The sequence below is a fragment of the Extibacter muris genome (assembly GCF_004345005.1).
Classification (GTDB): domain Bacteria; phylum Bacillota; class Clostridia; order Lachnospirales; family Lachnospiraceae; genus Extibacter; species Extibacter muris.
Genome location: NZ_SMMX01000015.1, coordinates 51,219 through 74,535 on the forward strand (window position 1 = coordinate 51,219; position 23,317 = coordinate 74,535).

31 protein-coding genes, 2 pseudogenes and 1 riboswitch are annotated in these 23,317 nt (G+C 48.6%); of the genes and pseudogenes, 2 read left to right on the top strand and 31 right to left on the bottom strand.

Going from position 1 to position 23,317, the window contains the following annotated elements:
- The 17 genes from E1963_RS15185 to E1963_RS15265 all read right to left on the bottom strand — a co-directional run bounded on the left by E1963_RS15185 (nt 1) and on the right by E1963_RS15265 (nt 13,876).
- Nucleotides 1-624, bottom strand: coding sequence for a hypothetical protein (locus tag E1963_RS15185; RefSeq protein ID WP_132279714.1), 624 nt, complete (start codon nt 622-624; stop codon nt 1-3).
- Nucleotides 581-1,822, bottom strand: coding sequence for an ABC transporter permease (locus E1963_RS15190; protein ID WP_315974351.1), 1,242 nt, complete (start codon nt 1,820-1,822; stop codon nt 581-583). The genes E1963_RS15185 and E1963_RS15190 overlap by 44 nt, the downstream gene beginning before the upstream one ends.
- Nucleotides 1,819-2,697 carry an ABC transporter ATP-binding protein gene (locus tag E1963_RS15195; protein ID WP_132279801.1) on the bottom strand — a complete coding sequence of 293 codons (879 nt, stop codon included), beginning with the start codon at nt 2,695-2,697 and terminating at the stop codon, nt 1,819-1,821. The genes E1963_RS15190 and E1963_RS15195 overlap by 4 nt, the downstream gene beginning before the upstream one ends.
- Nucleotides 2,698-2,770: 73 nt before the next feature.
- Nucleotides 2,771-4,033, bottom strand: coding sequence for a sensor histidine kinase (locus tag E1963_RS15200; protein WP_132279717.1), 1,263 nt, complete (start codon nt 4,031-4,033; stop codon nt 2,771-2,773).
- Nucleotides 4,021-4,695 carry a response regulator transcription factor gene (locus tag E1963_RS15205; RefSeq protein ID WP_132279720.1) on the bottom strand — a complete coding sequence of 225 codons (675 nt, stop codon included), beginning with the start codon at nt 4,693-4,695 and terminating at the stop codon, nt 4,021-4,023. Before E1963_RS15205 ends, E1963_RS15200 begins: the two co-directional genes overlap by 13 nt.
- A 106-nt stretch (nt 4,696-4,801) precedes the next feature.
- Entirely contained in the window at nt 4,802-5,122 is a 321-nt protein-coding gene (locus E1963_RS15210) for an MGMT family protein (RefSeq protein WP_132279723.1), read from the bottom strand.
- 19 nt (nt 5,123-5,141) lie between these two features.
- On the bottom strand, nt 5,142-5,555 hold the full coding sequence (locus tag E1963_RS15215; protein WP_330570855.1) for a hypothetical protein: 414 nt from the start codon (nt 5,553-5,555) through the stop codon (nt 5,142-5,144).
- A gap of 159 nt (nt 5,556-5,714) precedes the next feature.
- Nucleotides 5,715-7,193: a ribosomal protection-like ABC-F family protein gene (gene abc-f, locus E1963_RS15220; protein ID WP_132279729.1), complete on the bottom strand. Its 1,479-nt coding sequence runs from the start codon at nt 7,191-7,193 to the stop codon at nt 5,715-5,717.
- Nucleotides 7,194-7,506: 313 nt separating this feature from the next.
- Nucleotides 7,507-8,706: a putative hydroxymethylpyrimidine transporter CytX gene (cytX, locus tag E1963_RS15225; RefSeq protein WP_132279732.1), complete on the bottom strand. Its 1,200-nt coding sequence runs from the start codon at nt 8,704-8,706 to the stop codon at nt 7,507-7,509.
- A complete protein-coding gene (thiD, locus tag E1963_RS15230; protein ID WP_132279735.1) occupies nt 8,706-9,533 on the bottom strand; it encodes a bifunctional hydroxymethylpyrimidine kinase/phosphomethylpyrimidine kinase in 828 nt (275 codons plus the stop codon). The genes cytX and thiD overlap by 1 nt, the downstream gene beginning before the upstream one ends.
- Nucleotides 9,534-9,645: 112 nt before the next feature.
- Nucleotides 9,646-10,308: an HAD family hydrolase gene (locus tag E1963_RS15235; RefSeq protein ID WP_132279738.1), complete on the bottom strand. Its 663-nt coding sequence runs from the start codon at nt 10,306-10,308 to the stop codon at nt 9,646-9,648.
- On the bottom strand, nt 10,305-10,946 hold the full coding sequence (gene thiE / locus E1963_RS15240) for a thiamine phosphate synthase (RefSeq protein WP_132279741.1): 642 nt from the start codon (nt 10,944-10,946) through the stop codon (nt 10,305-10,307). Before thiE ends, E1963_RS15235 begins: the two co-directional genes overlap by 4 nt.
- Nucleotides 10,933-11,754, bottom strand: coding sequence for a hydroxyethylthiazole kinase (thiM, locus tag E1963_RS15245; protein ID WP_132279744.1), 822 nt, complete (start codon nt 11,752-11,754; stop codon nt 10,933-10,935). The genes thiE and thiM overlap by 14 nt, the downstream gene beginning before the upstream one ends.
- Before the next feature lie 65 nt (nt 11,755-11,819).
- A riboswitch (TPP riboswitch) is annotated at nt 11,820-11,929 on the bottom strand.
- A 73-nt stretch (nt 11,930-12,002) separates the two neighbouring features.
- On the bottom strand, nt 12,003-12,506 hold the full coding sequence (greA, locus tag E1963_RS15250; RefSeq protein WP_132279747.1) for a transcription elongation factor GreA: 504 nt from the start codon (nt 12,504-12,506) through the stop codon (nt 12,003-12,005).
- A gap of 138 nt (nt 12,507-12,644) precedes the next feature.
- Nucleotides 12,645-13,286: a cyclase family protein gene (locus tag E1963_RS15255; RefSeq protein ID WP_132279750.1), complete on the bottom strand. Its 642-nt coding sequence runs from the start codon at nt 13,284-13,286 to the stop codon at nt 12,645-12,647.
- A gap of 111 nt (nt 13,287-13,397) precedes the next feature.
- A complete protein-coding gene (locus tag E1963_RS15260; RefSeq protein WP_066579421.1) occupies nt 13,398-13,610 on the bottom strand; it encodes a helix-turn-helix domain-containing protein in 213 nt (70 codons plus the stop codon).
- Between the two features lie 14 nt (nt 13,611-13,624).
- Nucleotides 13,625-13,876 carry a hypothetical protein gene (locus tag E1963_RS15265; protein WP_132279753.1) on the bottom strand — a complete coding sequence of 84 codons (252 nt, stop codon included), beginning with the start codon at nt 13,874-13,876 and terminating at the stop codon, nt 13,625-13,627.
- A 334-nt stretch (nt 13,877-14,210) separates the two neighbouring features.
- Here E1963_RS15265 and E1963_RS15270 point away from each other — a divergent pair, with 334 nt between their 5' ends.
- Both E1963_RS15270 and rd read left to right on the top strand, forming a co-directional pair.
- A complete protein-coding gene (locus tag E1963_RS15270) occupies nt 14,211-14,582 on the top strand; it encodes a desulfoferrodoxin family protein (RefSeq protein ID WP_132279756.1) in 372 nt (123 codons plus the stop codon).
- Nucleotides 14,583-14,631: 49 nt separating this feature from the next.
- Complete coding sequence (gene rd / locus E1963_RS15275) at nt 14,632-14,793, top strand: rubredoxin (protein WP_049730229.1); 162 nt, start codon at nt 14,632-14,634, stop codon at nt 14,791-14,793.
- Nucleotide 14,794: 1 nt separating this feature from the next.
- On the opposite strand, the gene E1963_RS15280 is transcribed toward rd, so the two are convergent.
- From E1963_RS15280 to E1963_RS15345, 14 genes and pseudogenes are all read right to left on the bottom strand, one after another.
- Nucleotides 14,795-15,472, bottom strand: a complete 678-nt coding sequence (locus tag E1963_RS15280) for a Crp/Fnr family transcriptional regulator (protein ID WP_132279759.1) — start codon at nt 15,470-15,472, stop codon at nt 14,795-14,797.
- Nucleotides 15,473-15,486: 14 nt separating this feature from the next.
- The gene (locus E1963_RS15285) at nt 15,487-16,173 is read right to left on the bottom strand and encodes a LiaF transmembrane domain-containing protein (RefSeq protein WP_132279762.1); all 687 of its coding nucleotides are present in this window, start codon (nt 16,171-16,173) and stop codon (nt 15,487-15,489) included.
- A 7-nt stretch (nt 16,174-16,180) separates the two neighbouring features.
- The gene (locus E1963_RS15290; protein WP_132279765.1) at nt 16,181-16,633 is read right to left on the bottom strand and encodes a LytTR family DNA-binding domain-containing protein; all 453 of its coding nucleotides are present in this window, start codon (nt 16,631-16,633) and stop codon (nt 16,181-16,183) included.
- A gap of 109 nt (nt 16,634-16,742) precedes the next feature.
- On the bottom strand, nt 16,743-17,006 hold the full coding sequence (locus E1963_RS15295; protein WP_132279768.1) for a hypothetical protein: 264 nt from the start codon (nt 17,004-17,006) through the stop codon (nt 16,743-16,745).
- 11 nt (nt 17,007-17,017) lie between these two features.
- Entirely contained in the window at nt 17,018-17,395 is a 378-nt protein-coding gene (locus E1963_RS15300) for an SHOCT-like domain-containing protein (RefSeq protein ID WP_132279771.1), read from the bottom strand.
- 35 nt (nt 17,396-17,430) lie between these two features.
- Nucleotides 17,431-17,796, bottom strand: a complete 366-nt coding sequence (locus tag E1963_RS15305) for a DUF2089 domain-containing protein (protein ID WP_132279774.1) — start codon at nt 17,794-17,796, stop codon at nt 17,431-17,433.
- A 102-nt stretch (nt 17,797-17,898) separates the two neighbouring features.
- A complete protein-coding gene (locus tag E1963_RS22805) occupies nt 17,899-18,969 on the bottom strand; it encodes an MATE family efflux transporter (protein WP_243117757.1) in 1,071 nt (356 codons plus the stop codon).
- A 21-nt stretch (nt 18,970-18,990) separates the two neighbouring features.
- A pseudogene (locus E1963_RS22810) lies at nt 18,991-19,754 on the bottom strand (ABC transporter ATP-binding protein); the annotation flags it as partial.
- A 5-nt stretch (nt 19,755-19,759) separates the two neighbouring features.
- Nucleotides 19,760-20,130, bottom strand: a pseudogene (locus E1963_RS22815) (GntR family transcriptional regulator).
- 229 nt (nt 20,131-20,359) lie between these two features.
- The gene (gene clpP, locus E1963_RS15325; protein ID WP_132279777.1) at nt 20,360-20,956 is read right to left on the bottom strand and encodes an ATP-dependent Clp endopeptidase proteolytic subunit ClpP; all 597 of its coding nucleotides are present in this window, start codon (nt 20,954-20,956) and stop codon (nt 20,360-20,362) included.
- On the bottom strand, nt 20,953-21,372 hold the full coding sequence (locus E1963_RS15330; RefSeq protein WP_132279780.1) for a helix-turn-helix domain-containing protein: 420 nt from the start codon (nt 21,370-21,372) through the stop codon (nt 20,953-20,955). Before E1963_RS15330 ends, clpP begins: the two co-directional genes overlap by 4 nt.
- Nucleotides 21,373-21,465: 93 nt before the next feature.
- Nucleotides 21,466-21,897, bottom strand: a complete 432-nt coding sequence (locus tag E1963_RS15335) for a hypothetical protein (protein ID WP_132279783.1) — start codon at nt 21,895-21,897, stop codon at nt 21,466-21,468.
- Nucleotides 21,898-21,943: 46 nt separating this feature from the next.
- Nucleotides 21,944-22,267: a hypothetical protein gene (locus E1963_RS15340; RefSeq protein WP_132279786.1), complete on the bottom strand. Its 324-nt coding sequence runs from the start codon at nt 22,265-22,267 to the stop codon at nt 21,944-21,946.
- A 434-nt stretch (nt 22,268-22,701) separates the two neighbouring features.
- The gene (locus tag E1963_RS15345) at nt 22,702-23,004 is read right to left on the bottom strand and encodes a type III toxin-antitoxin system ToxN/AbiQ family toxin (protein WP_330570859.1); all 303 of its coding nucleotides are present in this window, start codon (nt 23,002-23,004) and stop codon (nt 22,702-22,704) included.
- Between the last annotated feature and the right edge of the window lie 313 nt (nt 23,005-23,317).

Sequence of the window (23,317 nt, forward strand, 5' to 3'; positions counted from 1 at the left end):
TTACCTGAACCGTCTGCTGCGCAGGGCAACCCCGGCTGCCAACATGACTACTCCGGCTATAAGCAGATATATCTTTTCTTCGTAGCTTCCTTTTGCCATGGAGAAGGGATAGAGCATCTTCAGATATTTGTCTCCGCTGCCCATAGCCACGATGTAGTAAAATATGGGTACCATATACCCGATGATAAGGTTGTCAAACAGACCGTAGCACAGGATACCGAGACCACCCAGGAAGAGCATCTCCGCCATGGTTCCTCCGTAATATTTCAGCACATCCATCTGGCAGTTGTTGTTATGGAGCATCCACACGTAGATGCCGAGGAAGAATCCCATGGCGGCGACCGCCTCCAGGATACGCACGAGATATACCGAAGAAGCCTTCATGTATTTGGAGTACACCAGGTCCCGCAGATCCTTATTCTGCTCCGGGAGAAATACCGGAGTCAGAAGTATGATGCCTGTCAGTGCCACATACATCTCCAGCACCTTGGCCGTATCCGGCGCCTCAAGGTTTGACACGCCGAGCACGAGCGGGGACAGGCAGAGGATGGCAGCAGTTACAAGCAGATGTGGCAGTATGTTATGCTTTATATTTACTTTTCCGATTTGCAGATATCTTTCCATGTATATCCATCTTCCCCCTTCTTTTCTTTGCATAGATCCAAATAGTGGCAGCAACAAGTGCCACGGATATCACCGCATACAGAGTCCGGTTTGCCGCAAGCTGTGCGAAGTTGTTATGAAAGCCGCTGTAGTTGCCCACCGTATTATGTCTCGGTACAAAGTTCCATCCATACATTCCGCCGCCCATGCCTGACATGCTGCTGAAGATCGATATGAACCACCAGATTCCCTGCACGAGCACTCCGAGCGCCGTATCAGTCAGGACGGTCAGGACGAGCCCGACTGCCGCGGCCGTCATTACGGACGGAAGGAGCCACCCAAAGCTATATTTGGCAAATGCAAGATAATCCATGGATATCCCCGCCTCCGATGCATATCGGATGCTTTCGGCCAGCGGGAAGCATGACAGTACAAGCACTGGAACCATAATCATGACAACCATCGCCAGATAGCGGCTTACGATAATGGCTGCCGCGGATGCTTTCCTTACGGCTATCAGTTCCTGCATCTTAGCCCGGCGGTCCCTCAAGCCACGTGTCACGGCCAGGAATACCGGAAGTATCGCCAGCATGATGCCCATATAATCACAGAAAAGCCGGGCATAGCCACCTGTCAGCCAATCCTTTTCTATCAGCGTATCATATTCCTCCATGGCATCTTCATATGTCATCGCAACCATGGCATTGGATTTCAGCATATCTTTGGCGTAGCTGGAGCCTCCGCCCAGTATGTCATCCACTTCCTGCATCAGCTTCTGGAAATGCTCATATGAAAGTCCTTTCACGGGCCGGACAGCCATACCGGTCATGATGACGCCGCCTTTATTATAGTGCTCCGCCATCAAGTCCTCGATTACCTTCCTATCCCTGATTCCTGCTGTCTCTTCTAATATATCCCCGATTCTTCTGTTCTCGTCCTTATCCGGCTTTACAGACTTGTGGAATCCGATTGGATACGTACTGTATGTTTCTCTGCAATACTCTTCCGCCAGCCTGCCAAGCGTATTTTCCATAATTATCTGTTCGTCATCGCTGTATTTGACTCCATAATCCTCCTGCCCCTTTACAGGTTTGCCCGTAATCTCGATATCTCCAAGCTGGGAGAAAAAGAATAATGACAGAATGATGACCGTAAGCCAGTAGATAAGGCTTCTTACCGTCTGGCGGCATTCTTTGGCAAATAATGTCCAGAACATCATTCCTCCCCCCTCTCGCCGCGCATCAGATACATATATGCATCTTCCACTCCTGCCTCAACACTATGGGCGGATTCAAACGGAGTCCTGTCCGCCAGAAAACGGACCATGACATTGTTGCCAAGCGTTAGCATGCTTGTAACGATATACTTTTTCTTAAGTTCAGACAGTTCTTTTCTGCTGATCTCGGCAGAATAGACTTTCCCTTGTGCCATGGCCGTCAGTTCAGCCACAGACCCGTGGTACAGGATCTCTCCTTCGTTCAGCACCGCGATCTGCTCGCACGTGGCCTCGATATCACCTACGATATGGGTTGACAGGATGACGATTCTCTCCTCGGCAATCTCACAGAGCAGATTCCGGAAGCGGACCCTCTCTTCGGGATCTAGTCCCGCGGTCGGCTCGTCAACTATGAGCACCTTTGGATTGTGGAGAATCGCCTGGGCAATACCGAGCCGGCGCTTCATCCCGCCCGACAGTGCCTTTACCTTTTTCTTACGGTCGTCCAGCAGATTTACCTTGCGAAGAAGTCCAGGTATCCTGCTTTTGCGCTCCTCCCTGCTCAGTCCTGACAATACTCCCAAATAGTCCATAGCTTCATATACTGTCATATTGGGATACATGGAGAATTCCTGAGGGAGATACCCTGTCATGCTGCGGATTCTGGCCGCGCTCTCTACCGGCACCCCGCAGATGCTTATCTTTCCCTCCGACTTTGGAAGCAGCGTTGCCAGCACCTTCATGAGCGTAGTCTTCCCGGCGCCGTTTCTGCCAAGCAGCCCAAACATTCCCCTTCCAATCGTCAGATCTACATCTTTTAACGCCTGCTTCTGACCATAAAACTGGTTCAGATGGCGTATCTTAATCTCTGTATTCATATAGCCGCACCCTTTCTCTGTCTTTGATGCTCTTATCATAAACAGGAAATCTCTACATTTTCCCTATAAAGAATTAAGATTCTCTATATACATTATAAAGACAATTGAAAGAAGCCGTGACTACGGCCCCGCCGGATATACTGTTTGCGATGCTCAAGGTTCCGCCGTGCTTCTCACACAGGAGCGTGCAGATATGAAGCCCTATTCCAAAATGCTCCTCGTCCTTACCGTGTTCTCTGTAGTAAGGCAGCAGCGCCTTCTTAAGGTCCTCCTCCGAGAAACCAGGCCCGTCATCCGACACTGTCAGCAGAAGCTCTCCGTCCGCGCCGGTATATTCCGCTGACACGTTAATCTTATGTAACGCGTACCGTATCGCGTTGGACAGCAGATTTTCAAATACTTCTGCCACTATATTCTTATCTGCATATATCTTTCTTACGGCTTGTGCCCCTTCCTCACACTCGAAGCTGATCTCAATATCTTTTATCTGGTTCAATGCAAAGATAATCTCGCCAATCTCCGCACATATATACGCGCTACTTGTCTCCTCGATGTTTACGGGCCGTTCTTCCATGCTTCGTATGCCCTTCATCGTCCTGCTGAACTGTTCCAGCCTGTCCAGGTGGGAAGTCATAAGTTCCAGCCTATCCATCATCTTCTGTTCGCTCACTTTCCCTTCCGGTATATATCTTGCAAGGAAACCCGAATATCCCTTCAGCACCGTAAGCGGCGTCCTCAGATCATGGGCAAACGCCGCATTGAGCTTCTTCTGGCTCTCGATCATCTGCCAGAGCTCTTCTTTGTTATGGACAAGCACCTCCCGCATGCCGTCAAAAGAACGGCAGAGCTGCCCCATCTCATCCTTGCTGTCATAGTGTATATGGATGTCCAGATTATTCTGCCGTATGGCCTCGGCCCCATCGTTTAATATGGCGAATGGCCGCCTCAGACGGTTCCTGTAGAAGAGGAATACGGCCGCCACCGTACCTGCAAATCCATATATAAGCGGACACCAGACACGCAGGGTGTCCAGCAGCTGCATGATCAGCCTGTCATGGTCCCGGAATCCGTCAAAGCTGTCCGCCCAGACGTGCCATCCGGCCGCTATGGACCAGTCCGGCCACAGTGGCCCGTCATTCAGGCTCTCTTTCTGCATCAGCTCCGCATACTCGTTCCATATGATGCTTTCAAAACGGTAGCAGACCGTCATCGTGGCAAAAGACAGTACGGCCGTGGCAAGTGCTGCCGCCGTAATATAGGCAAGCATCGCTTTTCTGAACGAAAGATTGCGTACCCATGTCTTGAGCTTGTCTGCCTTTTCCTCTATCCAATCCATTTATATCCCACTCCCCATACGGTCTCAATATATGGTTGCTCCGTATACTCCGCCAGTTTTGAGCGGATACGCCGAATATGTTCCGTGACTATGCTGCTGTCGCCGGTTCCGTCATAGCCCCTCGTCTTCTCATACAGCTGATCCTTGCTGAAAACCTGTCCCGGATTCATAGACAGAATCTCTACGATATCAAACTCCATCTTCGTAAAGCTGATTGGAATGCTGTCATAATAGACGCTGCGTTCGCTGTAATGTACTGCCAGCCTGTCGGCCAGCAGAACGGAGCCAATGACACGCTTGCGCTCTTCCCTTCTAAGATGGGCCTCCACCCTGGCTCCGAGCTCGTCGATGGCGAAAGGCTTCATGATATAGTCGTCTCCTCCAAGCCTGAGGCCATTGATCCTGTCCTGCTCCTCCACTTTTGCGGTCAAAAAAAGAATAGGGCATGATATATGTGCACGTATCCTTCTGCACACTTCAAAGCCGTCGATTCCCGGCATGCTGACATCCAGCAGTATGATATCCGGCCTGCGTGACAGCTTTTCCATAACCTCTACTCCGTTCCTTGCTTCTATTACTTCATAGCCCTGTATTTCAAAATAATCTTTCAACAGCTGTATGATTCCTGGTTCGTCATCAGCAATCAGTATCTTGTATCCCATAATCCCTGCCACCTTTTTCATAGTCAAATACCCGGAACCGTTTTTTAAAACATCCGGCTCCGGGTAATTATAACACAGAAATCACTATAAATTCTCTACGCATTTCTCAGAATACGCATTTCTTCCACTGGTATCTCTCCATGTCCACTCTGCCTCCGGCAATCCCCACGCCTTCCTTTTCAAGCAGTTCAACCTGCCGGTTGACGCCGCCTGACAGGAACGCATCCGAGACACGGCCATCCTTCGTCACAACCCGGTGGCACGGCAGGCCTGCCGAACCCGGGACGATATGCAGTGCGTATCCGACCACCCTTGCCCACCGCCGGTTCCCTGCAAGCTCTGCTATCTGTCCGTAAGAAGCTACGCTCCCTTCCGGTATCTGGCCGACCACATCGTAGATCTTCTCAAAAATGTTCTTTTCTTTCAATTTATCTCACTTCCGTATGCTATAGATATTTTTTCAGTTCTTCCAGATTATGCTCTTCCATCTTTTGCAGCTCTTTCATAAGAGATATGATATCCTTCTCCGCTTCCCCTTCATATTGGTGAAGCTGTTTCGTTGCCTCCACGATGCCCATGTTGCTTCCTTTGATGAGCATATCTGCAATATGGGATGACGACTTGTCTATCAGCGTCTTCATGTTGATCATCAGGTAGGACGTGATCTTCTCCATACCCGGAATGCCTTTCTCGTCATAACCGTTCTCATTCAGCATCTTCTTTGCCTTCGTGTTGATGTTCTGATAGCCGCTAAGCTGCTTCTCCAGACACTTTCTGAAGCCTTCATTCTCCACGATCTCAAGCAGCTGCTTTAAAGATTCAATCCCCATCTGCGTATTCTGGTATACATAATTTAACATTTCTGCATTTCCATTCATCTGCGTATATCCGCCTTTCCACTTTTTAGCAGTAGTATGGGCAGACGGCGTGACTCTTATACGCTTCTGACGACTGTCGCTAATAAAATACTATACCACTTTCCTCTTCCTGCCAAGCCTTTTACGACAATATCCCTATCGTCAGAATGTACAGATCTTCGTGGCGACCTTTTCCCTGAATGCCTCATCGTGCTCTACAAATATCATCGCCGGTTCCGCACCCAGTATAAGGTCTTCCACCTGTATACGGGACAGCACATCGATATAATTAAGCGGTTCATCCCATATATACAGATGCGCCTGTTCGCAGAGGCTCTTCGCGAGCAGCACCTTCTTCTTCTGTCCGGCGCTGTAGTCGGATACATCCTTTTCAAACTGGATTCTCTCAAGATCCAGCTTGCGCAGCATCGCTTTAAACAGGCTCTCGTCTAATCCATACTCATAGGCCAGCTCATTAAGGCTTCCCGTGAGGAAAGAAGCATCCTGGGGTACATAGGATATCTTAAGGCTTCTGCCCACTTGTACATACCCATCATAAGCGACAGCTTCACCGAGCAGGAGCTTTAAGACGCTGGACTTGCCGCACCCGTTCTTCCCGGACAGGCAGATCCTGTCCCCACGGCGGATTTCAAAGGAAACGTCGCTGCACACTTCTTTCTCTCCATAGCGGACAGATACCTCTCTTAGTTCCGCCAGCCGGTCCGTATGGTACGAGAGCGGATATAGCCTCAGCCTCTCCGCAGAATCAACGTTCTTCAAGAGCTTCGACTTCTCTTCCAGCGCCGAGTGCCTCCTCATCTCCAGCACCTTGGACCGCTTCATCATCTTCGCCGCCTTATGGCCGATGGCGCCCCGGTCGGGGCGCAGTCCGGCCACGCGCTGCCCCTTCTTGGACTTCTCCACCTTGCCGGACCAGTCCTCCGTCTGCTTTGCCGCTTTCGCAAGCCGTTTGACCTCCGCCTTCAGCTTCTCGTTCTGCTCCATCTCCAGCCGGTCTCTCGCTTCTTTGCCTGCGTACCATGTGCTGAAATTGCCTTTCTGCACCTCGATATTCATCTTGTTGATGGATAATATATGATCGGTACAGGCATCGAGAAAATGCCGGTCATGGGACACGAGTATATATCCCCTTTTGCGGTTCAGATATCTGGCCACCGCTTCTCTCGCTCTGTTGTCAAGGTGATTGGTCGGCTCGTCTATGAGCAGAAACTGATTGTCCCCGAGAAACAGTGCGGCCAGCAGCACCTTCGTCTGTTCACCATGGCTGAGCGTTGTAAACTCCCGGTATAGCACATCGTCCGACACCTCCATCAGATTCAGCTCCCGCATCATCTCCCAGAGCTGTATGTGGGGCTCCCTCTCCTGTACGATATCGATTGTCATGCGTTTTGGATCATCTACTTCGTAAGGAAAATATTCAAAATCCACGCTGGCTGATATCGTTCCTTCATATTCATATTTTCCGAGCAGAAGATTTAGGAACGTCGTCTTGCCGCGGCCGTTCCGCCCGACAAATCCAAGTTTCCAGTCCGTGTCTATCTGGAAAGACACATGTTCAAATATACTGTCATAGCTGCTTTCATAAGCAAAGCTTAAGTCTGTCACGTTTATCATCGACATATACATACCTCCTCCTAAAAGGCCTGATCAATCCAATTGTGTCTAATAGAAAAAGCTGCAGGAAAGTACATTCCCACAGCCTTCTATACGCAGCTCAATCCCCCGGCCATCAAGCCGTAAGATACCAGTATATATGGATAGACGGATGGATGCTTCAACTTTCCTGCTCTGCGCATAACAAAGAGAAACGATATACGTATATCGTCTGACAGCCTTTCCTATGCATATACATCATTAGCAGTAAATTGAATTCATCCTTTCATCTCCCATCTGTCACAATCTTTTATGATTATATCAGATACAACGTGCCAAGTCAATCCGTCGTGGACAGTGACTGTGCATTTGTATCCCTCTTTGCTATCTTCTCTGCCACGATTGACAGTATCATCGTTATCGCCATACAAGGCAGCGTATTTCCTACCGGCATGTCGATGTTCATAAGTATGCGGTAAGCGATAAATCCGGCCAGCCAGACAATCAGGCTGACAATATCTGCCTGCATCTTGCTGCTGTCCCTCTTCAGCAGGAAGAAATCTGCTATCTGAATCGCTATCATCGGTGCAAATACAGACCCTATTAGATAAAGGAAGTCCGTAATATTATCCATCGGAAACAGGATGGCCGCCGCGGTTCCGATGACTGTTACAACAGCCGCTATATGCTTCCCATTCAGCTTTGGCATGATGGACTCGCTGGATACGCCCGCAGAATAGGCATCCAGAAACGTCGTCGTTACCGTGGAGAAGATGACAATCAGAAGCGCCGCAATGCCAAGACCAGCCTTCAGCATTATCTGGGCGATGTCATACTCGCCTGTGTACAAGGCTGCACCCATGCCAATCACATACATCCAGCAGCTTATAATACCGTAGACTACAGCACTTACGGCAGTCGCTTTCACCGGCTTTTTGGCCTCTCTCGTATAATCGCTGATCAGCGGCAGCCAGGACAGCGGCATAGCCACAGACAGCTCCACAGCCGCACCGAACGTCATCCCTTCGCCTGAGATGATTCCCGCATGTGCCCCGCCGAAGAATATGACCTTGCTCAAGATAAGCGTCAGCACGAACAGCGCCGCCATGGCTATCGTGTTAATCTTCCCGAGGTTCGTAATGCCGATGGCAATCCACAGAAGGATAAGTGCCCCGATGACGAGGCACCACATCCACGCGCCCGTATGCAGCACCCCGTCTGCCGCCAGTGCTCCGTCATATATCATGATAGCGGTCCAGCCCGTAAGCTGCAGTACATTCAATACAGAGAACAGCAGGCTTCCCTTCTGTCCGAAGCTCATCTTAACCGTCTCCATGGCGCTCTTCCTCGTCTTCGCACCGATAAGCCCGGCAAAAAAGAGCATCGTGCATCCGATGATATGGCCAAGGATTATGGCCGCCAGACCTTTCCTGAACCCAAGAGGCGCCAGATAGGTGCCGGTAAGGACCTCCGCAATGGAAACTCCCGCGCCAAACCAGATCAAACCGTTTTCAAATATGGAAGTACGTCTCTTCTCCATTACAGCCATACCTCCTTATCCCCATCCCTGGTTCCGATAAACTCGCTCTCCAGGTCAAACGCGTGGTTCATCGGCCCGCTACCTTTTCCAAGGTCCAGCATGGCGGACAGTGCTCCTGAGATATATGCCTTCGCCCGCTCCACAGCAGCCTCCATGCAATATCCCTTCGCAAGGTTCGAGGCGATGGCGCTTGAGAGCGTGCAGCCGGTCCCATGGGTGTTCGGATTGTCAATGTGCCTCCCCCGGAACCAGAGGCATTCACCGTCCCGGTACAGCAGGTCGTTGGCATCATTGAGCTGATGCCCTCCTTTGCAGAGCACGGCACAGTGGTAGGTTCTTCCGATATACTCTGCGGCAGACGCCATATCCTCTTCTGTCCTTACACGCATTCCCGACAGGACTTCCGCCTCCGGAATATTCGGTGTCAGCACTTCCGCCAGCGGAAGGAGAGACGTCTTGAGCACTTCGATGGCATCGTCGCTTATGAGCCTGGAACCGCTCGTTGCCACCATGACCGGATCCACTACCACATGCTTTGCCTCATACTTCTTCAGCACAGCGGCAATCACCTTGATAAGCGGGCCCGCCGATACCATACCTATCTTTACAGCATCGGGGCGGATATCGGTAAATATGTCATCGAGCTGTTCTTCTAAAAACTGCGGAGTTACTTCCATAATCCCTGTCACGCCGGTCGTGTTCTGTGCAGTAAGGGCCGTAATCGCGCTCATGGCATATACGCCATTTGCGGTCATCGTCTTAATATCTGCCTGGATGCCGGCGCCTCCACTGGAATCGCTTCCAGCGATTGTTAATGCTGTTCTCATTTTTACTTCCTCTTTTCTTCGTAATATCTCCTCATGTCAGCTGAGGGTGTGTGTTACTAGCATTAATTTTATATAGCGGCGGAAGGTGGTGCCCCCAATCAGCCGCTTCACATCAGCACGTAGTTGCTGATTCCCAGAATGTATCAAAATCTCGGAACGCCTTCAGGTACATCTGTGCCTTCCGGCAGATTTCTTCCTGCTGTCCTTCGCTTGAGGAATCGTATACTCCAACGGTTATAAAGCCTGATGCCGCTGATGTTTCAATCGCATGCAATGCATCTTCAAATACGAGCGTCTCTTCCGGCTTTGTCCCCATGCAGGAGGCCGCCTCCAGGTATATTCTCGGCTCATCTTTTCCCGCCCCTGCTTCGGAGCAGGTGAATATCCCATCAAAGCATCTGTCAATCCCGAGACGGACGAAAGCCGCCTCTACAAGATACCGGTCGCTGGATGTAGCTGCCGTAAGCCGCACGGACTTTTCCTCAAGCCTGTTAAGATACTCTTCCGCCCCGGTCTTAAGCTCTGCCTCATACAGGTAGAACTCCTCAATCTGCCGGTTGATGCCATCCACAATACCGGCGGTGCTGTCCGGAATCCGGTATGCCTCCTTCAGGTATCGGGCTCCTTCCTCCATCGTCATGGAGAACATCTTGCCCCCAAGCCCGTACTCTGCGGCAAGTCCTATGGACTTCAGATAACGCTCCCCCGCTTCGTCCCACACAGGCATCGAATCGAGAAGTGTCCCGTCTATATCAAATATGGCGCCTTTAATCATGCTTCTACCATCTTCCCGGCTGCAGCTTTCAGCTCCCTGGTCGCCTCTTCGATATCGCCTGCGCCGAATATCGCGCTGATGACCGCGACGCCACAGATTCCGCTGCCGGTAAGACTGCCTATATTATCTTGATTGATTCCGCCTATGGCGATGACCGGAATCTTTACTGCCCTGCAGATATCCTTGAGCGTGTCATGGCCCACCTCCACGGCATCTGCTTTGGAACCGGTGGAAAACACCGCTCCGACGCCAAGGTAATCTGCCCCCCGCTCCTCGGCAAGCAGCGCCTGTTCTACCGTCTGAGCAGAAACACCTATGATTTTGTCCGGTCCGAGCCTCTCCCGGACATCCCCTGCCTCCATATCACTCTGCCCCACATGCACTCCATCCGCACCTATCGAGGCTGCTATCTCAACATTGTCATTGATGACAAACGGAACTCCGTATCTTCTGCAGAGCTGCTGCAGTTCCTTTGCCTCCCGGAGGAACTGGCCCTCATCCAGGTTCTTTTCCCTCAGCTGGACGAACGTCACACCGCCTTTGATCGCTTCTTCTACCTGTCCGGGAAGCGTATCCGACCCAAGCCACCTTCTGTCCGTCACCGCGTACAGCAGCAGGCTCTCTTTATCGCACTTCATACTTCGCCCCTTTCTCCAGCATCTTCCCATCCATGTTGTACAACGCATCAATGATCCGGTTCCGGTACGTGGCATTCCCTTCGCCTTCCCGCATATGTTTCCAACCTATTTCCCCGGCGAGGCCCATAGCGCACACGGCGGCAGCGGCGGCCTCCAGCTTCAGCTCCCTATTGGCGGCTGCAAATGCAGTCATCATGCCGGACAGCTGGCATCCGGTCCCTGTAATCCTTCCCATTTCAGGACGGCCGTTCCGTATCACGTAACAGTCCGAGCCGTCGCTCACAAGGTCGATGGCTCCCGTGACAGCTGCAATGCATCCCGTTTTCGCTGCAAATGCCTTTACAAAGGCAACAGCCTCATCAAGGTTCTCCTCTGTCACCGCATCGGCCACATCTGCATCTACGCCTTTCGTGCTGCCGCTTCCGTGCGCTAAAGTCTTAATCTCCGATATATTGCCCCGGATGACGTCAAAACTTATCTCTTTCATCAGCTTTAGGGCAGTCTCTGTACGGAGGGTGCTTGCGCCAGCGCCTACCGGGTCAAGCAGCACGGCATGCCCCAGCCCTTTTGCTTTCTTTCCCGCAAGGAACATCGCTTCTATCGTCCGGCTGTTGAGCGTGCCGATATTGATATTCAGCCCATTGCAGATAGAAGTGATATCTTCCACATCTTCCGCCTCATCCGACATGATTGGGCTCCCCCCGCAGGCAAGGAGCATGTTAGCCACATCGTTGACCGTTACATAGTTCGTGATGTTATGTACGAGCGTGCCTTGTCTTCTCACCTCGTCCAAACAGATTCCCATCATTTTTACTTCCTCCTTTGATATGATGATTGAAAAAACGGATATGCCAAAGTCTGACATATCCGCTAAAATTACTCACGCTATATCCCTACGTTGGCATTATCCAAATCAGGTTACGGGTCAAAGCACTGACAGCTTACTCTCAGCCCGCTTTCCGCGAGCTCCCCTTTTTGCTATGTTGTTTTCACAATTTTCATTATACTACGTTTTCCAGAATTTGCAACGGTAGAATGGGACATGCAGACGAAAAATCAGAACTTGCGTATCTCGTCCCCGCTCTCATCCGTTGATTTATCAATAGACCTGACAACGATGTAGTATCCGTCTTCCCCATTAGTCTTCACTCTGACCCGGTCTCCCACTTTGTGTCCCAGTATCGCCTTCCCAAGTGGCGACTCTATGCTGATACGTCCCTCCAGAGAATTGCCGCGTACGCTTGTGACGAGCCGGTACGTCTCCGTCTCATCATCTACTTCAAAGTACAGCTCCACCGTATCGTTGATTCCGACTTCATCCGCCCCGGACGTATCCGAGACAATCTTTGCAGTCTTTAACATCCTCTCCAGATACCTGATGCGGCTTTCGTTCCGGTTCTTGTCCTGCTTTGCCGCCTTGTACTCGAAGTTCTCGCTCAGATCCCCCTGGGCTCTGGCTTCCTTCACTGCCTCCAGCTCTTTTTTGCGCACGACAAGCTTGCGGTATTCTATCTCTTCTTTTATTTTGCGCACGTCACTTTCTGTCAACTGTTCTCTCAAAAGAATCTCCTGCCTTTCTCACTGTTCATCTCTACCATTGTATCGTCGGAGATCTAAAGTTGTCCAGTATTTCATACTTATTGAACTACTAATGTTCAATAAGGTATACTTATTGAACTGCTAATGTTCAATAAGGTATCAAATATATGCTATGGCCCGCACAGGCGCACCGTCTGCACATTCATACTTCAAAGGAAGGGCGACGAAGTCTACAAGCCCGTCCCCAAGTTCTCCCAGGTTGCAGAGATTCTCTATGATTACCATCTGGTTCGTCCCAAGAAGCACCTTATGCGCGGGAAGCTCCCTGGCGTCTGCCGCATCGATGCTCATCGTATCTATACCTACTCCTTTTTTACCGGTCCTGGCAATATACTTTGCCGTATCAGCCTCCAGCCCCGGAGAATGTCTCATGTACTTCTCCTGTCCCCAGAACTCTTCCCATCCTGTCCTGAACAGCAGAAAATCAGCTGCATCCGCCAGCTCTCTCACCGGTTCTATATATTTACATGTGATATACTCGCCCTCTTTGATTCCGGTACAGTCGATGACCGCCGCTCTGCCCAGGAACTGCGCCGCGGGAAAATGTTCCAGCGTCTTTCCCTTCGCGAACAGATGGGCAGGCGCATCCATGTGGGTGCCCGTGTGCGAGGTAAGCGTCAGGGCCGTCTCCCTGAAGCCGTCGTTTCCATAGCCGCATAAGCTGCCGAGCCTTGGCTTCGGCGTCCCCGGCCATACCGGAGTATCTTTGTCTAACGTGTAGGTAAGATCGATAATTTCCACAGATTATCCCTTCCTTTCTGTATGGCATATGCCTGTTGGGCAACAATAAGCCAACAGGTATATTTTACCAGCTTATTATTAAGATTGCGGGACTTAAATCTTAAAGATTTATTATTTTTCATCCCTTTCATATTCCAATATGTCGCCGGGCTGGCAGTCCAGCACGTCACAAATCGCTTCAAGCGTAGAGAACCGTATCGCCTTTACCTTCCCGGTCTTAAGGTTCGACAGGTTCACATTGGAGATGCCGACCTTGACTGACAGTTCGTTCAATGACATCTTGCGGTCTGCCATCATCCGGTCAAGCCGTAATATTATTGCCATTCCTCTACCTCCTGCTATATAAGCGTATCGATTTCTTTCTGGTACACCGCACCATACCGGATAATTTCACTGAGAAGGACGAAAAGCATTCCGGCCAGCAGGTACATCCCGTCCAGATACCATGGCGCCCCTATAATGCCCGTAAAACCACTCTGAAATATAGAAAACCCGAGCAGAATACTGAACCTGCGGGAAAACTCCACCTTCTGCGACTGTTCGCAATCTACTTTTAATACATCATTCTGTTCCAAATTATTTTCTTCCATAATAACTGCCCCTTTCTCCATCTACTATGGATGGCCTGCTGAATATCAACTCCTGCATCAGATAAAGTTCATACACACGGAATATGCTTATAGATTATCATATGCTTTTACTTTTATCAACAATAATTTAATTCTTATCATTAAATTATTGTTGTTTTATAATAGCAAGGAACAGTAACCAGGAGAAGTCTCTTTTCATTTGCAGTTTAAATCATAATAATAATTTAATTTTTTTATTTTTGTAACAAATGTTACGGAAATCATTTTTGTTTTTATGTATTCTATTATCAGAAAGGACATAAACTAAATGAAATAAAACGAAGGAGGTTTTTACATGGGAAATTTTTACAAAGGCCAGAACTCTCAAAATATCTTCTTAGAACTCGTTGCAATCACGGATCAGAATAAAGCTCCACAAATCGAGGAACTTACCGCGAACACGACGGATGCTGCACAGGAAAAGCACGTACCTGTCGTAACCATCCACGGAAACAACGTAGAAGTATCCATAGGTTCTGTCTCACACCCGATGCTGGAGGAGCATTCCATCACCGTCATCTTTATCGAGACGAAGATGGGCGGACAGTACCGCAGGCTTACGCCTGGTGAAGAGCCGAAAGCTGTCTTCACCCTGGAGGACGGGGACGAATTCGTAGCTGCCTATGAATACTGCAATCTGCACGGGCTGTGGAAAGCAGGGGCATAGTCCCTTTTTATACTATAACGATAAGAAAGATACTATGGAGGTAATGAAAATGAAAAAATATTTATGTGAACCATGTGGATATGTGTATGACCCGGAGGTTGGCGATCCAGACGGCGGCATCGCACCTGGAACTGCCTTTGAAGATATCCCGGATGACTGGGTATGCCCGATTTGCGGGCTCGGAAAGGATGTATTCATCGTAGAAGAGTAGCCTACATCCCTTCCAGCTCGTCCTGAAGCAGATCGAAATCTATGATATGGACGTGATTTCTTCCTGTAATAGTAAGGATTCCTCTATCCTGCATCCAGGATAATTCTCTTGACAGGGAAGGCCTTGTAGTGTTCAGATATGCTGCAAGGTCTTCTCTGTTCATCGGAAGTCTCATCTCTTCCCGCCCTGCACTTAAGTCTGTCAGGTAATATGCTATCCGCTGTCTCAGTGTCCCGCACGTAAGAAGATGGATCTTCTTCGTATTCTTCTCCGCCTCCTGGGCAAACAGCCGCATCATGTTGAAGATAATCTTGCTGTGGTGGGCGCAGTTCTTCTCACACGTACTGTAGAAGAAGTGTCTCGATACCGCCAGCACTTCCGTCTCTTTCCTCGCCGCCGCAAAATACGCATAGCTCTCATGTTCCAGGAAAAGATCCACTTCGCCGAACCCCTGCCCTTCCTTTACGAAATCCACATAGTTCTGCTTTCCAAGCGCATTTATCTGCCCGAGCTCCACTTCGCCCGACAGGATAAAATACAGGTGTTCCGGCGTATCCTCCTGCCGGAACACATATTCATCTTTCCCATACGTTTTTACATATGCCTTGGAACAGATAAGGCTTCTCTTTATCTCATCCTCTGTCAGATTCTGAAACAGACTGAGCTTTTCAACTTTCATCGTTAAACCCTCTTTTATACGTATATGATTTCTACCCCGCCAAAGCTCACTTTTCCCGTCAGCTTTACGACCGGTCCGCCTGAGGAATGATTATTGTTCTTCTCATCGATCCCTCCAAATGCCGCACTTGCCTTGTTGACTACGGTCCAGTTCCTCGGAACATATAGTTCGACACCGGCAAAGGATACGTCCAGATGGAGCACTGCCTCCCCGTTCTGGATGACGGCATTGTCAAAGTACACCTTAAGCGAACCAAACGCGCAGTGAAGATTAGCGCTCTGGAAATCATCAGAATTGACATATTTTATGCTCCCGGAAAATGTCGTGGAGAACTCCATCTGCGCGCAATCCACTGTCTCTATAGATTCCTCGCTGCCTATGTGCTGATGATAATAGCTCCGCTTCGGGTGATATAAAAAGCTGCATCCGATGCTTCCAAGAATCGCTGCTCCAAGTACCGGCCAAGGAGTTATGGACTCTATGCCCAGCGGACCCGCATTGATGATGCACAGGAACGCAACCGAAAACAATACTCCTGTTATGCTTCTGTGGACGATGCTTTTAATGAGGCAAGCCGCAAAAAATACAGTGAGCAGAAGGCTGAACACTCCGATATCTCCAAGCACGCCCATACGGCTTACAATCAGGAAAATACCACTTATGATAAAAAATAATCCCCAGAATATTCGTTCTTTTTTCATATTATGTCTACCTCTTTTCTTCTAATCGGTCTTTTAATGGCTTGTAGTAATACCCGGAAACATATGCCTGCCTATGTGTTCCCTGAAATTCTACCGTGCACGGAGCCGGGAGCGACTTAGTCATGGAATAGATCTTCCTCGTGTTGAGAATGGTAGATTTGGACACTCGCATGAAAAATCCGGGCAGCATCTCCTCCAGCTCATACAGTCTGTATTTCGTCCGGTATATTTCTTTTCTCGTGTGAGCGTGTACTTCGTTCTCCTCTGTCTCAAAGAACAGCACATCCTCAAGTGGCAGATAATAGGAAGTATCCCCTTTATAGAACACAAGCCTCTGCTCCATGGATACGACATCCGCGACTGCCCTCTGAATCTTCTGCACTTCCTCGTCCAGCACACTGCTCCTGATAATAATCTCCGCCTCTTTTAAATTGTCTTCAATCTCAATCCGTATCTTCATCGTTCCCTCTCCCTGGTCCTATATAACCATAATGAGGTCTGAAAGTAAACCTTAATCGGGCAAGTGGTAATTATCGGCACGTAAGTGGTAGAAAAGTCCTCCTGTCATATCACAGCCTGATGGACACGAACGTACCGTCCTTCGCTTCCACATGTACGATTTCCAGCCCCTTGTTTTCCCTCAGCACATCCATGCATTCTTCTACGATCGTAATCAGATTTTCTCTTGTGGCAAGACATGCATAAGGGCCGGGAATATCGCTGCACATCTTGTTAATGGCAGACTGGGGGATTCTTTTTATTAAGAATCCGGCCATTCGCAGCGGAACCGGTACGCGGAGGCTGAGCCCTTCCGTCCTTATAATTATTTTCATCAGCCTGCCCTCTACTTATCCACGTATATTCTCACTCTCGTTCCGTCTACAGCCTCCACGCTGATAAAGTCGCCTTCTATCTCGCTGTCCAGACATTCGGATATGGCATCCATCATCTCTTCCAGATTCACGCCCTGCAGGTCTTTCTCCGGGATAGGAAGCGTTCCCGTGACCTTGAGAATCTTCTTGACAGCGCCTACCGGGAACTGTATGTTCACCTTGTCTCCGCTGCCATCCACGACGATGCGGAACATCTTCTTGTCATAATTCCTCCTGGCCGGAGTCTGTTTCGTCTCCTCCACTCCCATAGCATTCATAAGCTCCGCGGCCTCTTCTGCTGTAATCGTGCCGTCTTCTACCATCTTTAATATCCTTAATTTTTCATCCATGCTGATGCTCCTTTTCTATGATTTCATTTCTATTCCTATTTCAGCTGCCGTATCGCTTCTTCCGCCGTTATCCGTCCCTGTTCCAGCGCTTTCAGCACAGCCTCGCGCTTCTGCATCTCTTCATCCTGCCCCGCGCCCTCTTCATATCCCAGCTTCTTGATGACACCGTCCAGCTTGGCACGGACAGTCGGATAGGAGATGCCCAGTTCCTTTTCCACTTCCTTGATATTCCCTCTGCACCGGATAAACGTCTCAGTAAAATACAGTTCTTCACCCGAAAGATAATCGAACTTGCTCAAAGTAAAATCATTTTCTATCACCGTGTCACATCCTGCGCACTTCAGACGGGCCACTTTCAGCTCACCGCCACAGACCGGGCACTGGCTGATTACTTTTTTCATACGTCCACTTCCTTTCTCATATTACTAATATAATCCAAATAGTTAAATATGTCAATATTATAATTAATTATTTTAATTTTACTATTGACATATTTAATATCATTATATAATATTGTTATATTTTTCTTTGCCGTCCAGCTTGCGCAGGAACGAGATGGCCAGCGGCGCTGATATGAGAAATGCCAGGATGTCAGCTGCCGTCTGCGCGGTCTGCACGCCTCTCAGGCCAAATGCCGCAGGCAGCACCAGGATGAGCGGGATAAAGCAGATGCCGCTGCGCAACGCAGACAGGAACGAGGCCTTCCCGCTCTCTCCCACGCTCTGGAACATCATGTTCGTACATACCGCAGCCGGCTGGAACCCCTGGCCAAGGCCGAGACCGACAGAGAAGATAAGCATGCAGATCCGGTTGACGATGCTCATTGCCGCCACCGCGGCATCTCCGTATACAGCCGCCTGATGATTCAGCAGCAAGGTAGATATGCTCCCCATGCCCTGCCGTATAAGGCTCGGGAACCCCGTGGCGATGATACGGACAATGTCATGCAGATCCTTTGTCATGAGCCGTACCGACAGCTTGCTGTCTGTCTTTCCGGACAGAAACATAGCCAGAAGGATCAGAAAGCTGATGATCTGCGAGAGCGCAGTAGAAAGCCCCGCACCGGCCACGCCCATATGCAGCCCGAACATAAGTATCGGATCGCCTGCCATGTTGAGGATGCCTCCGGTGGTGAGGCCGACCATGGCATAGGCTGCCCGTCCCTCATATCTGAGAATATTATTCAGTACACAGCTCCCTGTCATGAACGGCCCTGCCAGCAATATGTAGAACCCGTACTGCCTGGCGTACGGCAGTATCGTCTCTGTGCTCCCGAGCAGACGCTTGAACGGTGTCAGGAATGCGATGCCGCAGGCCCCGATGACAGCGCCCGCCGCCATGGCCAGGAAGAAGCTCGTAGAAGCAAATCTGCTGGCGCTCTCTTTGTCTTTCTTACCAAGCATTCTTGATATGATGCTGCCTGCACCGTGCCCGAACATAAAGCCGAATGCCTGCAGCACGGCCATCAGGCTGAATACGACACCTACTGCCCCGCTTGCACTCGTGCCGAGCCTGCCTGCAATCTTCACCCCTGCATATGCGGACAGGAATATGATTCCTATTGCCACCAGCATAGCACCTACCAGACCGACGATGAGGAAAAAGTGCTTCTGGGCAGTCAGGCAGCTCACGCCAAACCCTTCTTTCTTCCGGGCCAGTATATGTTCCTTATCCAGCTTCTCATATTGTTCCTCCGTCAGCTTCAGCACGCGGTATTCGTCCAGCAGCACATCTGTCTCCTCGTGGAGTATGATCTTCCCTCCGTCAATCATGTACAGATCGTCGCACAGACCTTCCAGGTCGCTGGATATGTGGGAGCTGATGAGGATAGCGCGGTCCCCCGATTCCATATAGCCGCGGAGCAGATCCAGAAGCTCATCTCTGGCAATCACATCCAGCCCTGCCGTCGGCTCATCCAAGATGAGGAGACGGGCGTCGTGGCACATGGCGCTGATGACCTGCAGCTTCGCCTTCATACCGGTAGAGAATTCCTTTATCTTCTTGTCGAGAGGGATATTGAACTCTTTGCACATGTTCACATACGCTGTCCTGTCAAATCTGCGGTACAGATTGTTCATTACCGGTATGATGTCCCTTACCGACAGGTACCCGCTGAATCCCGAATCAGAAAGCACGACGCCAATCCGCTCCCGGTCATCCTGGGTGAGCCGGCCGTTTGCCTTGCCAAGCACCGCTATGGCGCCCGCGTCTATATCTATCAAATCCAGTATCGCTTTAAATGCCGTGCTCTTGCCGGCACCATTGGGGCCTATCAGCCCGGTTACCCTTCCTTCTTCGACCTGCAGTGAACAGTCGCAAAGTCCTTATGATGTTTCTTCACATGTTCCATCTTCACCAGCATAGCTATTCCTCCAAAATAATCTGAAATAATTCTGTTATTTCTCTGTTATTCATCCCACAGCTCTTTCCCTTCCGGATTGCTGCTTCCAGATCAGCTTCTACCTCTCTGCGTTTTTCCTCCAGCATAAGTTCCTGGTTCGCGCATGCCACGAAGCTTCCTTTCCCATGGACCGTAACAACAAATCCTTCCTGTTCTAGGGCGTCGTATGCTTTTTTACCGTAAGCGTGCTTACCCTGAGTTCCTTGGACAGCACGCGGACAGACGGCAGAATCTCATCTTCCTTTAATGTACCTTTCATGATCATTGCTCTGATCTGGGTGACAATCTGTTCATATATAGGCTGCATGGATGAATTATTAATAATCAACTTCATGTCATCCCTCTGTGCACATACAGTATATAACAGTGCATATCAGTTGTCAACTGTTATATGCTATTTGTTCTATGCTTTCATCCGTCAATAAAACGCTCGGGAAAGCTACGTAAAGGTTTCATTATTTACACGCCTTGGGACAGATATAGCAAAAGCCGCCTGTGCAGCGGAAAGCTGTATAGACGGCTGTGCCATATGAAGTAATAGGGTGCAAGGATGTCAGGCCTTATCAGTCACTGTTTTTAGAAATAACGGAATCAATCAGGCCATACTCTAAGGCCTCTGCCGCGCTCATAAAATTATCTCTTTCGGTATCCCGCTTGATTTCCTCAACTGTACGTCCTGTATTTTCTGCCAGAATACGATTTAACCTCTGCTTATTCTTCTGTATATGTTCAGACATTATTTTTATATCACTGGCCTGTCCTTGAATTCCATTGCCATGTACCGCAGGCTGGTGTATCATAATTTCCGAATTGGTTAATGCCATGCGTTTGCCATGTGTACCGCCCGCCAGCAAGAAAGCGCCAAAGCTTGCTGCAAGTCCCACGCAGATGGTAGCAACATCACATCTGATATACTGCATGGTGTCATAAATTGCAAATCCTGCTGTTACAGAACCACCCGGGCTGTTGATATACAGCTGTATATCCTTATCAGGATCCTGTGCTTCCAGAAAAAGCATTTGTGCTACAGCCACACTTGCGGTGGTATCGCTGACTTCTTCTCCCAAAAAGATAATCCTATCTGATAATAGCCGTGAGAAGATATCATAGCTCCTTTCTCCACGACTCGTCTGCTCAATTACATAAGGTATTGTACTCATGCCGCAACCTCCTTGGTTATTGTAGCGTGTTCGTAATATTTGGAGATAAAAGCACAGCTCAAGGAAATTGGGCTTTGGACTGGCAAGAAAACCCCGATATCCCTGTAAACTTTAGGTGGATATAGATAAACCTGCTTAAAAGCATATGAGAATGATTGCTGCGTATCGTATCCCGCATCATATGCTATCTCTATTATCGGTCTATCTGTCTTGACCAATCGTTCAGCCGCCACAGTCAGCCTGCGGTTCTGCACATACTTATAGAGCGTAATACCTGTATATTCCGTAAACATCCGGTTTAGATAGAATTTAGAATAGCCTGCATTTTTGGCTATCTGGTCTAAGTCAAGTTCTTCCTCCAAATTCGTTTCTATATAATCTATGACTTTTCTTACAACATCTTTTTGCTTTTTCATTATATCGCCTCCCTATGCCCTTATATATTATAGCAACTATCGGAGCGCGTGTCTTAATAGAAAATGCTATTTGCGTGATGCGGCGTTTATCGATTATTCTATCTGTTTATTTACACTCGTCCCTGATACTACGAAGAGCACAGGTATCAGGAGCGAATAGAGCATTGACAGCATCTCTTTTGTATCTGTCCCTCCCGCGATCTCCCCGATGACACTTATGATACTGAGCACAAGCGATATCCATCCAAGCACAAGCGCTGTCTTTAATTTCCTTTTATCACCATTGGACCCTTTCAGGCCAAACAGGCCGCAGACGAGGCTGAAGATGCCTCCCAGCAGAACAACGACGCCCAGGATCATGAGCATTCCGGTCGTCAGGACGCCTGCCGACTGGGCAAGGCCGGACGCATTGCTGCTGGCAGCTCCGAGCACGCCTCCCCCGACGATAGACAGGACGGCAAGGATGATGCTCAGTATACCGCCGATTATCTGTAAGACCGATGTGACTTTTAATATCGTTCTCATTTTTTTCCTCCTTCATAATTTACAATAGTTTCCAATACTTAACCTTTTATATGTACAGCCTGCGGAATGAATATATCAGCTCTGTATAATTATCGTACGTGCCAGGCACCGTCACTTTTCTTTTAAATGTAGATCCATCCTCTCTTGACAGAACACACGTTATCCTGCAAGAAGCCTTCCATTCTTCAAGCCCCTCGATTCGGACAATCCTTCTCCCATATGGATTTACATGCCCGGATGCCATGATTCTTTCTATCAGCTGTTCTTCGTCTATAGCTTCTATCAGCTTAGCCTCCTGATGCGCGTCGTAAAAATACGCGGCCGCTCCTGCCGCCGGAACATAGTTCCTCTCTTCCTCACGCTGCTGCATATCGGTAAAAGATTCTGTGGCTCTCTCACGTTCACGTTCGACAGCCGTAAAGTCCTGCGGCTCTTTTATATCTGTGTGGGGACTTCGTATCAGCTTGATTCCCCACGCCAGAATTTCTGTCCGTCGCTATCTTAGCAGAATCATCAAGTCCTGCAGACTTATCCGTATCATTTATCACTGTAAGTATACCACAGTGATTAATTAAAATCACCTTTCCTCTCGTTATTGTAGTAGCCTGAACAACTCTATAATAACAGAAAGGTGATTTTTTGTATAACAGAGGGGCACCACCCGCATAACAGGTGGATTTTTGTTTCGCATGTCTCCGTTTCTCTTTAGTGAAACTCCTACATGCTCAACAGGCTAAAGCCGTAAATACGCCATTTTCATGCCATTTGTCAGTTACCCATATGATTTCCTGTAACTACATAGACTCAATTTAAAGAATGCTTTTCTATGTATTCTCTATATCCTGCCTCCAAAATATGAAATGCACAACTGTTATCCGTTAAAATCTGCTTTCGATTTGTTGTAACCATCTCATACATCTTACTTGCTTTCTTTTTAATTCGTTCTGCATTATCTATACAAAATCGGTATTTTCTATTAAGTAGTATTCTGTATTTTTCATCTTCAACTTCTTTTATTATCAATTTTCCAATACATTCATTTGGAACTGGCATCATATAATTGAATCGCAATGAGCCTCTAATTTCTTTTTCGTATCTTTTAGAAATTTATTATATTCCTCATCTACTCTGTAAAAATCCACTTTTTTTCCTCCATGGTAATCGAGTAGGAGAAATTTCCTCCGATGAGGAAATTTCGACCTCTTACACCACCGTGCGTCAGACTGTCTAACAATTCTTATATGATAAGTCTGATGTACGGTCTTTTTTCTATTGCTGATATTTTTTGATATTAAATATAAAATTTTTCTATATCCTCTATCTGTAATTAGATATTGATCCAAATTTCTTTATTAATTCTAATGTTGAAAACATACTTAATAATCGCTTAAAATTATAAGCGATAAACATAGAAGACGCT

What these genes read in the sequence shown, in the direction of transcription:
- E1963_RS15185 (WP_132279714.1), bottom strand. Translation starts at nt 624, where the DNA reads ATGGAAAGATATCTGCAAATCGGAAAAGTAAATATAAAGCATAACATA.
- E1963_RS15190 (WP_315974351.1), bottom strand. Translation starts at nt 1,822, where the DNA reads ATGATGTTCTGGACATTATTTGCCAAAGAATGCCGCCAGACGGTAAGA.
- E1963_RS15195 (WP_132279801.1), bottom strand. Translation starts at nt 2,697, where the DNA reads ATGAATACAGAGATTAAGATACGCCATCTGAACCAGTTTTATGGTCAG.
- E1963_RS15200 (WP_132279717.1), bottom strand. Translation starts at nt 4,033, where the DNA reads ATGGATTGGATAGAGGAAAAGGCAGACAAGCTCAAGACATGGGTACGC.
- E1963_RS15205 (WP_132279720.1), bottom strand. Translation starts at nt 4,695, where the DNA reads ATGGGATACAAGATACTGATTGCTGATGACGAACCAGGAATCATACAG.
- E1963_RS15215 (WP_330570855.1), bottom strand. Translation starts at nt 5,555, where the DNA reads ATGTTAAATTATGTATACCAGAATACGCAGATGGGGATTGAATCTTTA.
- abc-f (WP_132279729.1), bottom strand. Translation starts at nt 7,193, where the DNA reads ATGTCGATGATAAACGTGACAGACTTAAGCTTTGCTTATGAAAGCAGC.
- cytX (WP_132279732.1), bottom strand. Translation starts at nt 8,706, where the DNA reads ATGGAGAAGAGACGTACTTCCATATTTGAAAACGGTTTGATCTGGTTT.
- thiD (WP_132279735.1), bottom strand. Translation starts at nt 9,533, where the DNA reads ATGAGAACAGCATTAACAATCGCTGGAAGCGATTCCAGTGGAGGCGCC.
- E1963_RS15235 (WP_132279738.1), bottom strand. Translation starts at nt 10,308, where the DNA reads ATGATTAAAGGCGCCATATTTGATATAGACGGGACACTTCTCGATTCG.
- thiE (WP_132279741.1), bottom strand. Translation starts at nt 10,946, where the DNA reads ATGAAGTGCGATAAAGAGAGCCTGCTGCTGTACGCGGTGACGGACAGA.
- thiM (WP_132279744.1), bottom strand. Translation starts at nt 11,754, where the DNA reads ATGATGGGAATCTGTTTGGACGAGGTGAGAAGACAAGGCACGCTCGTA.
- E1963_RS15260 (WP_066579421.1), bottom strand. Translation starts at nt 13,610, where the DNA reads ATGGCAATAATATTACGGCTTGACCGGATGATGGCAGACCGCAAGATG.
- E1963_RS15265 (WP_132279753.1), bottom strand. Translation starts at nt 13,876, where the DNA reads ATGGAAGAAAATAATTTGGAACAGAATGATGTATTAAAAGTAGATTGC.
- E1963_RS15270 (WP_132279756.1), top strand. Translation starts at nt 14,211, where the DNA reads ATGGGAAATTTTTACAAAGGCCAGAACTCTCAAAATATCTTCTTAGAA.
- rd (WP_049730229.1), top strand. Translation starts at nt 14,632, where the DNA reads ATGAAAAAATATTTATGTGAACCATGTGGATATGTGTATGACCCGGAG.
- E1963_RS15280 (WP_132279759.1), bottom strand. Translation starts at nt 15,472, where the DNA reads ATGAAAGTTGAAAAGCTCAGTCTGTTTCAGAATCTGACAGAGGATGAG.
- E1963_RS15285 (WP_132279762.1), bottom strand. Translation starts at nt 16,173, where the DNA reads ATGAAAAAAGAACGAATATTCTGGGGATTATTTTTTATCATAAGTGGT.
- E1963_RS15290 (WP_132279765.1), bottom strand. Translation starts at nt 16,633, where the DNA reads ATGAAGATACGGATTGAGATTGAAGACAATTTAAAAGAGGCGGAGATT.
- E1963_RS15295 (WP_132279768.1), bottom strand. Translation starts at nt 17,006, where the DNA reads ATGAAAATAATTATAAGGACGGAAGGGCTCAGCCTCCGCGTACCGGTT.
- E1963_RS15300 (WP_132279771.1), bottom strand. Translation starts at nt 17,395, where the DNA reads ATGGATGAAAAATTAAGGATATTAAAGATGGTAGAAGACGGCACGATT.
- E1963_RS15305 (WP_132279774.1), bottom strand. Translation starts at nt 17,796, where the DNA reads ATGAAAAAAGTAATCAGCCAGTGCCCGGTCTGTGGCGGTGAGCTGAAA.
- E1963_RS22805 (WP_243117757.1), bottom strand. Translation starts at nt 18,969, where the DNA reads ATGCTGGTGGCAATAGGAATCATATTCCTGTCCGCATATGCAGGGGTG.
- clpP (WP_132279777.1), bottom strand. Translation starts at nt 20,956, where the DNA reads ATGAGTACAATACCTTATGTAATTGAGCAGACGAGTCGTGGAGAAAGG.
- E1963_RS15330 (WP_132279780.1), bottom strand. Translation starts at nt 21,372, where the DNA reads ATGAAAAAGCAAAAAGATGTTGTAAGAAAAGTCATAGATTATATAGAA.
- E1963_RS15335 (WP_132279783.1), bottom strand. Translation starts at nt 21,897, where the DNA reads ATGAGAACGATATTAAAAGTCACATCGGTCTTACAGATAATCGGCGGT.
- E1963_RS15340 (WP_132279786.1), bottom strand. Translation starts at nt 22,267, where the DNA reads ATGCAGCAGCGTGAGGAAGAGAGGAACTATGTTCCGGCGGCAGGAGCG.